The sequence below is a fragment of the Buttiauxella sp. genome (genome assembly GCF_049686335.1).
In the GTDB taxonomy this organism is placed as follows: domain Bacteria; phylum Pseudomonadota; class Gammaproteobacteria; order Enterobacterales; family Enterobacteriaceae; genus Buttiauxella.
On sequence record NZ_JBAVHX010000034.1, the window covers coordinates 1 to 14,114 of the forward strand.

At 52.0% G+C, this 14,114-nt stretch carries 9 protein-coding genes; 4 read left to right on the top strand and 5 right to left on the bottom strand.

What is annotated here, in order from left to right:
• Window positions 1–57 precede the first annotated feature (57 nt).
• Together selA and selB are read left to right on the top strand one after the other, a co-directional pair.
• A complete protein-coding gene (selA, locus tag WBL83_RS19940) occupies window positions 58–1,446 on the top strand; it encodes an L-seryl-tRNA(Sec) selenium transferase (protein ID WP_424590897.1) in 1,389 nt (462 codons plus the stop codon).
• Entirely contained in the window at window positions 1,443–3,293 is a 1,851-nt protein-coding gene (gene selB, locus WBL83_RS19945) for a selenocysteine-specific translation elongation factor (protein ID WP_424590757.1), read from the top strand. The genes selA and selB overlap by 4 nt, the downstream gene beginning before the upstream one ends.
• Window positions 3,294–4,175: 882 nt before the next feature.
• Here the strand turns inward: selB and exaC are convergent.
• A complete protein-coding gene (gene exaC, locus WBL83_RS19950; protein ID WP_424590758.1) occupies window positions 4,176–5,714 on the bottom strand; it encodes an acetaldehyde dehydrogenase ExaC in 1,539 nt (512 codons plus the stop codon).
• A gap of 189 nt (window positions 5,715–5,903) precedes the next feature.
• Here exaC and WBL83_RS19955 point away from each other — a divergent pair, with 189 nt between their 5' ends.
• Window positions 5,904–6,773, top strand: a complete 870-nt coding sequence (locus WBL83_RS19955; protein ID WP_424590759.1) for an ROK family protein — start codon at window positions 5,904–5,906, stop codon at window positions 6,771–6,773.
• A 113-nt stretch (window positions 6,774–6,886) separates the two neighbouring features.
• On the opposite strand, the gene WBL83_RS19960 is transcribed toward WBL83_RS19955, so the two are convergent.
• Window positions 6,887–8,854, bottom strand: coding sequence for a glycoside hydrolase family 127 protein (locus WBL83_RS19960; RefSeq protein WP_424590760.1), 1,968 nt, complete (start codon window positions 8,852–8,854; stop codon window positions 6,887–6,889).
• Between the two features lie 9 nt (window positions 8,855–8,863).
• Window positions 8,864–10,267, bottom strand: coding sequence for an MFS transporter (locus WBL83_RS19965; RefSeq protein ID WP_424590761.1), 1,404 nt, complete (start codon window positions 10,265–10,267; stop codon window positions 8,864–8,866).
• Window positions 10,268–10,503: 236 nt separating this feature from the next.
• Here WBL83_RS19965 and WBL83_RS19970 point away from each other — a divergent pair, with 236 nt between their 5' ends.
• On the top strand, window positions 10,504–11,328 hold the full coding sequence (locus tag WBL83_RS19970; protein ID WP_424590762.1) for a helix-turn-helix domain-containing protein: 825 nt from the start codon (window positions 10,504–10,506) through the stop codon (window positions 11,326–11,328).
• Window positions 11,329–11,373: 45 nt separating this feature from the next.
• Here the strand turns inward: WBL83_RS19970 and WBL83_RS19975 are convergent, their stop codons facing one another.
• Window positions 11,374–12,813 carry a capsule assembly Wzi family protein gene (locus WBL83_RS19975; RefSeq protein ID WP_424590763.1) on the bottom strand — a complete coding sequence of 480 codons (1,440 nt, stop codon included), beginning with the start codon at window positions 12,811–12,813 and terminating at the stop codon, window positions 11,374–11,376.
• Between the two features lie 78 nt (window positions 12,814–12,891).
• Window positions 12,892–14,058 (bottom strand): nucleotide sugar dehydrogenase, encoded by a 1,167-nt coding sequence (locus tag WBL83_RS19980; protein WP_424590764.1) that lies wholly within the window; start codon window positions 14,056–14,058, stop codon window positions 12,892–12,894.
• Window positions 14,059–14,114: the final 56 nt, after the last annotated feature.

Below are 14,114 nucleotides of genomic sequence, written 5' to 3' on the forward strand. Positions count from 1 at the left end.
CAGGGGGCCAACTCCCCCTGTAAACTATCAGGATATTTCACCACTCTGCGGCTTGTTATGACTACCCATCGCACCTTGTACAGCCAACTTCCGGCCATCGACAAACTGTTACGTGACGCCTCATTCAACACTTTGCTTCACACATTCGGCCACACTCAGGTGGTCAATACCTTGCGTGAAATGCTGGAGACTGCGCGGGAGCACATCCGCTCGCAAGAGCTGCTGCCAGCGTGGAATGACGACTGGGCAGCACAGGTGCAGTTGCGTCTGGAATCCCACCAGCGCAGCGCGTTGCTGCCGGTGTTTAATCTGACTGGCACGGTGCTGCACACCAATCTTGGCCGTGCATTGCAGGCGGAAGCGGCGGTTGAAGCGGTTGCGCAAGTGATGCGTCATCCCGTCACGCTGGAATATGACTTACACGGCGCTGCCCGTGGGCACCGTGATAAAGCGCTGGCCTCCCTGCTTTGTGAGCTAACCGGTGCCGAAGATGCCTGCATCGTGAATAACAACGCGGCGGCGGTACTGTTGATGCTGGCGGCCTGCGCCAGTGGTGAAGAAGTGGTGGTATCTCGCGGCGAGCTGGTCGAAATCGGTGGGGCATTCCGTATCCCGGATGTGATGCGCCAGGCGGGCTGCCAACTGGTGGAAGTCGGCACCACCAACCGCACACATTTGAAAGATTACCGCCAGGCTGCAGGTGAAAACACCGCACTACTGATGAAAGTTCACACCAGTAACTATCAGGTGGCGGGCTTTACCAAAGCCGTCAGCGAAGCAGAACTGGTTGCACTCGGCAATGAGCTAAATATCCCAGTTGTCACCGACCTTGGCAGCGGCTCGCTGGTTGATCTGAGCCAGTGGGGTTTGCCGGAAGAACCGATGCCTCAACAGCTGATTGCAGCGGGTGTGAGCCTGGTGAGTTTCTCCGGGGATAAACTGCTCGGTGGGCCTCAAGCGGGCATTATCGTGGGTAAAAAAGAGCTGATTGCCCGTATTCAGCAACATCCGCTTAAACGCGCATTGCGTGCCGATAAAATGACACTCGCGGCACTGGAAGCGACATTGCGCCTGTATCAGCATCCCGAAACGCTGGTCGAAAGATTACCGACTTTGCGCTTACTCACCCGCAAAGCGACTGACATCACCGAACAAGCCCATCGTCTGCTGCCCGCGCTAAAGGATAAGTATGGTGCGCAATTTACGGTGCAAGTCGAGGCGTGTTTATCGCAGATTGGTAGCGGATCGCTGCCGGTTGACCGCTTACCTAGCGCAGCGCTGACCTTCACCCCCAAAGATGGCCGCGGCACCACGCTAAGTACGCTGGTAGATAGCCTGCGTGACTCATCGACACCGATTATTGGTCGTATCAATGATGGACGTTTATGGCTGGATTTACGTTGTCTGGAAGATGAAGTTCAATTCATGGAGAGTCTGAACCGATGATTATTGCTACTGCCGGTCACGTTGACCATGGCAAAACCACCCTGCTGCAAGCCATAACCGGCGTGAATGCTGACCGTCTGCCGGAAGAAAAAAAGCGCGGCATGACTATCGATCTCGGTTACGCCTACTGGCCACAACCCGATGGCCGCATCCCCGGTTTTATTGATGTGCCAGGCCATGAAAAATTCCTCGCTAATATGCTGGCGGGCGTTGGCGGCATCGACCACGCGCTGTTAGTGGTGGCTTGCGATGACGGCGTGATGGCGCAAACGCGCGAGCACCTCGCTATTTTGCAACTCACCGGAAAACCGTCGCTCACTGTCGCCCTGACCAAAGCCGACCGCGTCAGCGAAACGCGTATTGAAGAAGTGCGCGAAGAAGTGATGGAAGCCCTGCGTGAATGGGGCTGGCACGACGCGGCTTTATTTGTGACGGCGGCCACCAGCGGTAACGGAATTGACGAACTACGTGAGCACTTACTTACATTGCCCGAGCGTGCACATCCGCGTCAGCATCGTTTCCGTCTCGCCATCGATCGCGCTTTTACCGTGAAAGGTTCCGGCCTGGTAGTCACCGGCACCGCGTTAAGTGGTGAAGTGAACGTGGGCGATACGTTATGGCTGACAGGTGCCGATAAACCGATGCGCGTGCGCGGTTTACATGCGCAAAACAGTAAAACCGACACTGCCTTTGCCGGGCAGCGTATTGCTCTGAATATCAGCGGTGATGCGGAAAAACTGGATATCAAACGTGGCGACTGGTTACTGGCTGAAAAACCTCTCCAGCCTGTCGAGCGCGTCATTGTTCAGCTGCAATGCCACGCTCCGTTACAGCAATGGCAACCGTTGCATATTCATCATGCCGCAAGCCATATCACGGGGCGTATTTCGCTGCTGGAAGACGACCTCGCCGAACTGGTGTTAGATGTCCCGCTATGGCTTGCGGATAACGACCGCCTGGTGCTGCGCGATATCAGCGCTCGGGTCACACTCGGTGGAGCGCGAGCCATTCTTTTGCACGCCCCACGTCGTGGCAAACGCCAGCCAGCATTTTTGGCGTGGTTACAGCAACTTAAACAAGCTGAAACCGACCAGCAGGCGCTCGATACGCATTTGCAACGCAGTGCCGTCACGCTAACGGACTTCGCGTGGGCGCGGCAGCTGACATCTGAGGGTTTGCAGGCGTTGCTGACCGACACCGCCGCTTTACGCGCAGGCAACAGCCTGCTCAGCGACGCAATGGCGGCGCGCTGGAAGCAGAAGCTGCTCGACACCCTCGAGCGTTATCATCAACAACATGACGACCAACCCGGCCCTGGGCGCGAACGCCTGCGCCGCATGGCGCTGCCAGGTGAAGATGAGCCGTTAGTTCTGGCGCTGATTGAAAAAATGCGTCAGGAAGGATTACTCGCAAGCCGCCAGGGCTGGCTGCATCTGCCCGAGCACAAACCAGGTTTTTCTGCTGAACAGTTGGCTGTGTGGCAAAAAGTGGATGCGTTATTTGGTGATGAACCCTGGTGGGTGCGTGATCTGGCTCGTGAAACGCAGCAAGATGAACAAGCCATGCGCCAGCTGTTGCGCTTTGCCGCACAACTTGGGCTGGTCACGGCGATCATAAAAGATCGTTATTATCGAAATGATCGGATTCAGGTGTTCGCCAATTTGATCCGTGAATTAGATCAAACGCAAGGTGCCACCAGCGCTGCGGATTTCCGCGATGTTCTGGGCGTGGGTCGCAAACTTGCGGTGCAAATTCTTGAATATTTTGATCGTATTGGTTTTACCCGCCGTCGTGGGAATGACCATTTATTGCGTGATAAAGCATTGTTTATGGTTGAGAAACCGTAGGTCGGATAAGCGTCAGCGTCATCCGACAAAAACGGTGAAAATGGTGGATGACGCCTGCGGCTTATCCACCCTACAACAACTCTCCGTAGGTCGGATAAGCGCCAGCGTCATCCGACAAAACGGGCACAAATGGTGGATGACGCCTGCGGCTTATCCCCCCTACAACAACTCTCCGTAGGTCGGATAAGCGTCAGCGTCATCCGACACAACCGGTGAAAATGGTGGATGACGCCTGCGGCTTATCCCCCCTACAACAACTCTCCGTAGGTCGGATAAGCGTCAGCGTCATCCGACACAAACGGTGAAAATGGTGGATGACGCCTGCGGCTTATCCCCCCTACAACAACCCTTCGTAGGTCGGATAAGCGCCAGCGTCATCCGACACAACCGGTGAAAATGGTGGATGACGCCTGCGGCTTATCCACCCTACAACAACCCTTCGTAGGTCGGATAAGCGCCAGCGTCATCCGACACAACGGGCACAAATGGTGGATGGCGCCTGCGGCTTATCCACCCTACAACAACCCTTCGTAGGTCGGATAAGCGCCAGCGTCATCCGACACAACTGGCACAAATGGTGGATGACGCCTGCGGCTTATCCCCCCTACAACAACCCTTCGTAGGTCGGATAAGCGCCAGCGTCATCCGACACAACCGGTGAAAATGGTGGATGGCGCCTGCGGCTTATCCACCCTACAACAACCCTTCGTAGGTCGGATAAGCGCCAGCGCCATCCGACACAAACGGTGAAAATGATGGATGACGCCTGCGGCTTATCCCCCCTACAACAACCCTCCGTAGGTCGGATAAGCGCCAGCGTCATCCGACACAAACGGTGAAAATGGTGGATGACGCTAACGCAAATCCACCCTGGCAAACCCGTTAGAACAGCCCTAACGGCTTATCGGAATAACTCACCAGCAAACATTTAGTTTGTTGATAATGCTCAAGCATCATTTTGTGAGTTTCGCGCCCGATGCCCGATTGCTTATACCCGCCAAACGCAGCGTGTGCCGGATAGGCGTGATAACAGTTTGTCCACACGCGACCCGCCTGAATGCCACGCCCCATTTTGTACGCCAGATTGCCGTTGCGGCTCCAGACACCTGCACCCAGGCCGTATTCCGTATCGTTCGCCAGCTCAAGCGCCTCTTCCATGGTCTTGAAGGTAGTGACGGCGAGAACAGGGCCGAAGATCTCTTCCTGGAAGACACGCATGTTATTTTTACCAAACAGAATCGTCGGCTCGAGGTAATAACCGGCTTTCAAATCACCTTCCAGGGCCTTACGACGCCCACCGGTAAGCACATCAGCGCCCTCTTTTTTGCCGATATCAATGTAATTCAGGATAGTTTCCATCTGCCCTTGTGAAACCTGCGCACCCATTTGCGTGCGGGAGTCCAGCGGGTTACCGCTGCGGATAGATTCGACGCGGCGAATGGCGCGTTCCATAAAACGTTCGTAGATGGATTCTTGCACCAGCGCGCGGCTCGGACAGGTACAGACTTCGCCCTGGTTAAAGGCAAATAGCGCGAAACCTTCCAGCGCCTTGTCGAAAAACGCATCCTCTTCGTCCATCACATCGGCAAAGAAGATGTTTGGGGATTTACCACCCAGCTCAAGTGTCACCGGAATAATATTCTGGGTCGCGTACTGCATGATCTGCTGACCCACTTCGGTTGAACCTGTGAACGCAACTTTGGCGATGCGTTTTGAGGTCGCCAGATATTCACCGATTTCCCCCCCAGCGCCATTCACCACGTTGATAACACCCGGCGGCAGTAAATCGCCAACCAGCTCCATCAGCAGCAATACTGACAGCGGCGTCAGACGCGCCGGCTTCAGCACGATGCAGTTACCTGCCGCCAGTGCCGGAGCCATTTTCCAGCTCGCCATCAACAGCGGGAAGTTCCACGGAATGATTTGGGCGACCACCCCGAGCGGTTCATGGAAGTGATATGCCACGGTATCGCCGTCAACTTCGCTGATCCCGCCTTCTTGTGCGCGAATACAGGAAGCAAAATAACGGAAATGGTCGATAGCCAATGGCACGTCAGCGCCGCTGGTTTCGCGGATAGGTTTGCCGTTATCCCAGGTTTCCGCCGCCGCGAGCAGCTCGATATTCTGTTCCATACGATCGGCGATTTTAAACAGAATATTGGCGCGATCCTGGACAGACATCCCGCCCCAGGCTGCTTTCGCCTCATGTGCCGCATCCAGCGCTAAATCGATATCGCCTTTGCTGGAGCTGGCAATCTCACAAAGCGGCTGGCCGGTCACAGGCGTCAGGTTTTCGTAGTATTGTCCTTCGACCGGTGGAACCCACTGGCCACCGATAAAGTTGTCGTAACGCGGTTTAAGTTTGAGCGGGAAACCATACTCGCCGGGGATAATTCGGGTATCTGGAGGATTATTTGTCATCTGTGTCTCCTTGTCGGTTTGCACTCTCAAGCGTAGTCGCCAGTGGTGATTTCTTCGCCAACGTTTGGAGGCTTTACGACACAGGTCACGGATTAATAATCGAATGATTCGGAGTATTCATCCTGCAGGCTATTGGTTTTGATACATACTTAAAAATTGCCTTTTTCTATTTAACAACAAGGAATGCTCATGCGCCTGTTTATAGGTTTTGATGTAGGCGGTACTCATGTGAAGCACGGTTTATTCACCGAAGAGGGAGAGGTGCTGATTGCCGAAGAATATGACACTCACTACGACAAGCAGCTGTTTCTTGATGCCTGGCAAAGTGTGGTGGCAGGCTACCGGCAACATAATGAAATTGCCGGTATTGCTATCAGTTTCCCCGGATACATAAACCCTCATACCGGAAATGTCCCCAAGGCAGGGGCGCTAGAGTTTCTTGATGGCAGCAATCTTCTGGAGATTTTCGGTGCTCTAACTGACCTGCCGATTACCGTTGAAAATGATGCCAACTGCGCCGCCCTCGGTGAGATGTGGCTGGGCGCGGGCAATGAATATAATTCGCTGGTCTGCATCACCATTGGCACCGGTATCGGTGGCGGCATTATCGTTAACCGTGAGTTAATGCGCGGTTCGCACTTCCGCGCGGGCGAGTTTGGCGTGCTACCGGTCGGAAAATATGGTGAAGACATGCACAAGCTCGCCTCTGCGAAAGGGCTTATGGAAGCGTGCCGTCGTGAGATGAACATCCCCGCCGAGGAGAAAATCAACGGCAAAGATATTTTTGCCCGTGCCGAAACGGATCTGCATATTCAGGGCGTAATCGACAATTGGGTTAAATATCTGGCTCGTGGCATTTACAGCGTGGTCTCGCTGTTTGATCCGCAGGCCATTTTGCTCGGTGGCGGCGTCAGCTCACAGCCAATGCTGTACCCAATGCTGGAACGCCATCTGGAGGAATTTAAATTCTGGGATGTTCTGAAAGTCCCAATCCGCCCCTGCAAACTGGGCAATAAAGCAGGAATGCTGGGTGCGGTGTGGCTGGCGAAGCAGAAATAATATTGCAAAATGGTGGATGTCGCTTACGCTTATCCACCCTACAAAACCGATTCATCCTGCTTTTGTAGGTCGGATTAGCGCAGCGACATCCGACATTAATTACATAATCCTCGTCACTCGCCATTTACCCAAATACGCATTTCCCCTTCCCCGCGATTTGCCCAACTAAACCACGGAATAAAGGTCAGTTTTTGTGGCTCGGTGATGACCGGGGGTTGGTCGTAGTGATACAGCGCCTGCTGTTCAGCTTGTTGGCTTGCCCTGCGCAAACCATCGGCCTGAATCAGCACTTTATGGGCGAAAATACCTTTGCCCTGAATCAGGCTAAATGCGCTGTCTTTCGGCAGCCATAAATTATGCAGCTCTGCGCCGTTATCAGCCTCTTCAAGGCAATAGACCAGCGGCCCGCGTTGGACGGCGACTTTACCGGCCACATGGCGCAGCAGCGGGTTGCCATACACACGGCGCACCGGCATCGGTAAGGTTAGCGCGATACGGTCGCCCTCTTGCCAGCGACGAGAAATGTGCAAATAACCTTTACGGATTTCACCTTCGCAGGTTTCACCGTTCAGCATGACCTGCGGTTGCGCACACCAGTCCGGCAAGCGCAGCGCGAGCGTGTGTTGCACGGGCTGTGCCGACGTGACCACGATTTCTATCTGTTCATGCCATGGATAGTCGCCGCTGATTTTCAGTCCCAGTGATGTATCGCCCACCGGAACGTCCATTTCGTTGCCCACATACAAGTGAACGTAAAGCGCATCCGGTCGCGGGGTATAAATATAATGACCCAGCGACGTCAGCACGCGGGCGATGTTCGGTGGACAGCAGGCACAGCCAAACCAGCGCTGGCGAACAGGTTTTACGTGATCGTAAATATGGTTTAAGGCCAGACTTTTTGGATGCACTTCGAGCGGGTTAACGTAGAAAAAGTGTTTACCATCCAGAGCCATACCGCCGAGCACGGTGTTGTATAACGCACGTTCCATCACGTCGGCGAAACGGCTGTCGGCTTCCATTTGCAACATGCGGCGGGCATACATCATCAACCCAATCGACGCACAGCTCTCAGCGTATACCGTGTCGTTAGGCAAGTCGTAATCCGAACTAAACGCCTCACCGCTGCTTTGTGAGCCAATCCCGCCGGTGATATACATCTGGCGCTGCACCATGTTGTCCCACAAACGCAAACAGGTCTGGCGCTTCTCTTCGTCTTTATGCAGCCGCGCAAGATGCGCCACTCCCGCCATCAGATAAACAAAGCGCACCGCATGCCCAATCGCAGTTTGCTGCAATGCCAGCGGTTGATGCGCCTGGCTGTAGGCTTTGTCTTTTACCATCCACGCCGGGCCGTGAATGTTCCAGTGCGAGGTACGCCCACGTTTTTCATATTCGATGTCGTAAAAATGCGGCTGTGCACCACGTTCTTCGACGAAATAATTCACCAGATTCAAATAGCGCGGGTTGTCCGTCACTTCATATAAACGCATCAACGCCAGTTCGATTTCCGGATGCCCCGGGTAGCCATGCAGCTGGTTTTCACCTGGACCAAACACGCTATCAATGTGGTCGGCCAGACGGCATACCACATCTAACAGGCGGCGTTTCCCCGTTGCCTGGAAGAACGCCACGCCCGCTTCAATCATATGCCCGGCGCAGTACAGCTCGTGGCATTCGGCGAGGTTCGTCCAGCGCAGTTCCGGCTCTTTGACGGTGAAATAAGTGTTCAGATAGCCATCCTCACACTGCGCCGCCTCGACCAGTTCGATAACTTCGTCAGCGGTTTTTTCAAGCTCTGCATCCGGCTTCTGGCACAGTGACCACGCCACCGCTTCCAGCCATTTCGCCACGTCGCTGTCCTGGAAAACCATGCCGTAAAACTCGCCGTCTTTGCGCCCTGCGGCTATCTCAAAGTTTTCGATGGCGTGGCTCGGGTCAGCCTCACTAATGCGGTCATTCAGAGCATCCCACTGATAAGGGATCACCACATCGCGCACCAGCCGTTGGTACTGGCCCAAAAACGCATCGGTCACTTTCAGTTGGTGCAGGTCTACTTCCTGTAAAATATCAGGCTGATTCATAACAACTCCTCAGGCGGTCTGGACATGGCGCTGACGTAAGTCAGTGGAAATCTGCGCCATCATGGGGTTATTCAAACGGCAACGGCGAATAGCCAGAGCCAGTAACAGGTGAAATACGGCCGGCAACAGCGTTTCCAGCGCGGTAATGCCGGAGAGTGAAGCCGCCGTCTGGTGTTCCGGGCCGGGTTGATAAGCCACGAATATAAACACCACGCTGATGATCCCGGCGCTGGCGGCCCAGGCTAATTTGATGAAGAAAAGGTTGAAGGCGAAGTTCATGCCCGACGAGCGCACACCAGTTTTCCACTCGCCGTAATCATCGGCAAACGCCATGATCGAAAAGTGCAGCGGCAGTGTGAAGCCAAGAATAATGCCGTTTGCCAGAATCACGATTAACCATAAAGTCTGGAACGCCGCGCCTGTTGGCAGAAGCCACATGCCGAACGCCAACGCCGCCAAAACCAGGTTGGTGTAGTAGTAGAGTTTTACGGTATCAAAGCGTTTGGCGAGTGGGTTAACAATCACCGCGCCGAGAATGGAGGCGAAGGTCACCATGGTGAAGAACAGCGAGGCAAACCCGGCGCTACCTTGCAGCACGTAAGTGATGAAATACATGTAGCCACCGCCGCGCAGGTTAAACACGTTGATAAGCAGGAACGACATCACCAGGCTCAGCAATAACTGGTCGTTTTTACGCAGACCCGCCAGGTGTTCGCGCAGGGTAAATTTGCCCATCAACGCCAACGGCACGCGTTCACGCACCCAGAAGAAGCAGCACAGGAACATCACCACCGCCACGGCACACAGGATGCCGACACCCATCTGGTAACCTTTTGCAGCGTTACCCTGGCCGATGATTTCGACCAGCCACGGCAAGCCAACCGATACCAAAAAGCCCGCCACGCCGCACAACACAAAGCGCCAGGACTGGCAGGAAATCACTTCGTCGTGGCGCGTGGTCATGGTGTTGATAAGCGCGCAGTAAGGCACGTTGATGGCGGTATAGCCGACAGAGAGCAAAAGGTAAGTGCCGAATGCCCAAAGGATTTTCATATTGGCACTGAGGTCTGGCACGGTGAAGGTCAGCACACCGATAATCCCAATCGGCACAGCCACCCACAATTGCCACGGACGGAAACGTCCAAAGCGGCTTTGTGTGCGGTCGGCAAGGATCCCCATCAGGGGGTCGGAGATGGCGTCAATGACACGCAATGCGATAAACAGCGTGCCGACAATAGCGGGAGTTAATCCAAAAACATCTGTATAGAAAAAGGTGAGAAAGTTCATGATAAGGCAGGTAATGACGGTTCCACCCGCATCCCCTAATCCGTAACCTATTTTCTCGCGAACAGAGAGCCTGCCATTTAAATCTGAGGTAACAATATCAGTATTATTTATAGGGGTAGAGGTCATGATAAAGCCTCGCATCGGGTTAGAAATCTGGAGTTATTATTTTTGTATTTACAATGTTCCAGAATAATTTTGCACTCAATCCAGGTACCAACAAGGCGAGAGAAAAGTATAAAAAGAGGACAATTCCGACCTAAAGATAAAATTGTGAAGGAGATCGCCAAACGTCGGTAGCCAGCCCACTATTTGAGAGGTTTTATCTACACTACATTGGGTGAATGGATCAAAGGAAAACCTAATTGCTTGATTTAAAGATATCTTTACCTATTTCCGTGCAAAACGGTGGCTTGTTTATTTCACGAGGCGTGGGGAGCCATCCGCAGCGTGAACTCGACTCGTGGGAATTGATTTTTGTTGAAAAAGGGACACTTACGATCCGTGAGGATGACACGCTGTTCAGCGTAAAGGAGGGGGAAAGTTTATTGCTCTGGCCACACAGGAAACACGTCGGAGTAGGAATCTTCCCGTCTGATTTAAAATTCTACTGGCTTCACTTCGAACTTAATCCACCACTGGATAATAAAACAGACAATCCGGCATCGTTAATTTCATTGCCGCAACACGGGCAAGTGATAAATCCCCAATATGTTATTTCTTTATTCCGCCAGTTCTTAAGCGAACAAGAATCTATCACTCGTAGCAGCGCGCTGGAATTAATATTGCTGCTGATCATGCAGCAACTTTCTGTGGTGGTGAACGATAGCCAGCAAACAGATAACAGCGGCGTCGCACTGGCGTATAAAGCGCAGCAGTTAATTCGAACTCAGTTTCATCTGCCGGTTTCTACCTCAACACTCTCCAGCCAGCTTCATTGCAATGCGGATTATCTGGGGCGTGTTTACCGTCAAACATTTCAACTGACTATTACCGAGGCGATACACCGCCAGCGCGTGCTCAGTGCAGAAAAAATGCTGATAGGCGATGCATGTTCGTTAAGTGAAGTCGCCGAACGCTGTGGATTTCAGGATGTGGGATATTTCAGGAAGGTGTTTCGCAAAGCGATGGGATTAACGCCCGCAGCATGGAAGCGGCGCTATTGTAAGGTGCATATTAATTCGGATTAGAGGCGAGTAACGTTGCGTTACCCGCCCATATCTTTTACCGGCAGATTACCAGTTGAACGGGACTTCAGCCCCCACGCTCACACCGGCATCGTTATCACTATGACTGGCTTCGGTGTACCAGAGACCGAGTTTCAATCTTGCCGCCTGGTACACAGCACCATTCCAGCCAAGTTGAATCCCCGTCAGAGTGTCTGACTGAGGGAAAGCACGGTTAATCTCATCACTTTGTGGATTGACGATCGCGTGAGTCAAACGGACGCTCCAGCGCTGGTCATTTTCGGTCGCTAACTCCACTCTCGCCGCCAGCAGACGTCCATCGCCACCAATCGCATCTCCCAGCGGATACCCCTGCTGGTAATAGCCGTCGGTGTAAATATGGTGGGTGTAGCTGGAACCGAGGCGGTTGAAGTTGCGACGCATATCATGCGCTTCCATATACCAGTTAATCGCATTATTCCCCGCAATATGATGGCCTTCCACGCCGCCAAGGAACAGATTTCCGCTGGGCAGAAAGCCCGCTTCATCTTCACCAATCATCTGACCGTAAAAGTTAACAGGCCATCCGAGCGTGGGTTGAAGTTTCAATTTGAAATCAAACCCCGCCAGTTGGTTACCCGGATCATTCCCCGTGCTGGAGTTATCCTGGCCGGTAAAACCTTTCATAAATGTGCTGAATGATTCAGACCGCCCTTGCCCTCCCCATTGCATCATGCGTGAAGCGCCAAACTCCAGGGATGACACCGGGGAAAAGGTCAGCCGCCCGCCGGTAAGTAGCGTATGAGGTACAGCGGCATACTGGCTGAGTTCCCCGGCAGTGAGCTGATATTGCCATGGGCCAATCCAGTTCAGCCACCAGGTTTCAGGTGCAGTTTGTTCCGCTCGCTGCATCAAAAAACCCGTTACCGGGCGTGCGGCATCAGAACGAATAAGACTGCCTTCATAGCCTGGCCCCCACCACTGCGGGATTTGTCCAAAGGCGAGCCACTGATTCGCGAATTTTAGTGCGCCATAGGAATTATTAAGATTGTATCGGGAACCATTACTTATCTGCATATCTGCTTCGGCATTACCCTGCAGATGCACGTCCCATGCGTCGCCGCCGAGATTGAAAGCCAACGAAGCTTCTTGCCCGGCATAAATCGCATTGCCAAATCCCTGAGGTGTGCCGGGTTCATTGCTATATGAATGTGCGGTTATTCGGGCATCGGCTTTCAAAGCGGCAAGACGACTCTGCGCTCTTTGCAGTGCGGCACGTTCAGAAACATATTCTGAACGGGCATTTGTCAACGCCCTCTCGACTTCCTCCTGGCTGAGAGGCCAGGTGGATAATCCCAGATTGATAACGCCTCTATCAGAAAGGAAAGCGAGATCGTTACGCAGCATTTCATCTGGCAAAAGAATACCCGATGCGTTTGCTGTGATGCTGATACTTAACAGGGCTATTCCGGTTGTTACCCGAAAAATATTATTAAAGAAAGAGTGCACAGAGTATCCTTTCTGGTGAAATCAGAAATCCATTGATGAGAAGTGGGTTTATTTAAACCAGATGATGATGACTAAGCCTTAATTATCGCCAAAAATATCTCGCGTATAGACTTTATGTTCCACATCTAAAAGTTCTTCCATCATGCGGTTAGAAATAATGACATCTGATGTTTTTTTAAATTCATCAAGCGAACGAATAACTCTGGAATTAAAGAATTCTTTTTCTTCAAGTACAGGTTCATAAACCACAACTTCAATACCTTTGGCTTTAATACGTTTCATGATCCCCTGAATAGAAGAGGCGCGGAAGTTATCTGAACCCGCTTTCATGATCAGGCGATAAACACCCACACATTTTGGTGAACGGCGAAGAATGGCATCGGCCACAAAATCTTTACGGGTTCGGTTCGCATCTACAATGGCGTTGATCAGGTTATTTGGCACATTACTGTAATTGGCCAATAACTGTTTAGTATCTTTTGGAAGGCAATAACCCCCATAGCCAAATGAAGGGTTGTTATAGTGCGTTCCAATTCGCGGATCCAGGCAAACACCTTCGATGATATGACGAGCGTTCAAATTATATGATTCAGCGTAGCTATCCAGTTCATTAAAATAAGCTACACGCATAGCCAGGTATGTATTTGCAAATAACTTGATGGCTTCCGCTTCAGTCGAATCAGTAAACACAACGGGAATGTCTGTGGTAACAGCGCCTTCGACCAAAAGGCTGGCAAATAATTCAGCACGTTTGGAACGCTCCCCTACAACGATACGTGATGGATGGAGATTATCGTGCAATGCTTTCCCTTCTCGTAAGAATTCTGGCGAGAAGAGGATGTTGTCAACGCCGAACTGTTCTTTAATGCGCTGTGTATAACCAACTGGAACGGTTGACTTAATCACTATTACTGCTGAAGGGTTAATTGCTAACACATCAGTAATGACAGTTTCCACCGAGGAAGTGTTAAAATAATTTGTCTTCGGGTCATAATCGGTAGGCGTAGCGATAATAACAAAATCGGCATTTTTATAAGCCTCTTGTTTATCAGTGGTCGCCACAAAATTTAGCTCTTTATTTTTAAGATAGTGCTCAATATCTTTATCAATAATTGGAGAACGACGGTCATTTAGTAAGTTAACTTTATGCTGAATAATATCTAATGCGACAACCTGGTGATTTTGGGCAAGTAAAATTCCATTGGACAGCCCTACGTAGCCAGTTCCGGCTATAGTGATTTTCATTCTATAAGCTCATCGAAATTAAGACAAAAGGTTCAAAGTGTTTTGTAATTAATAAC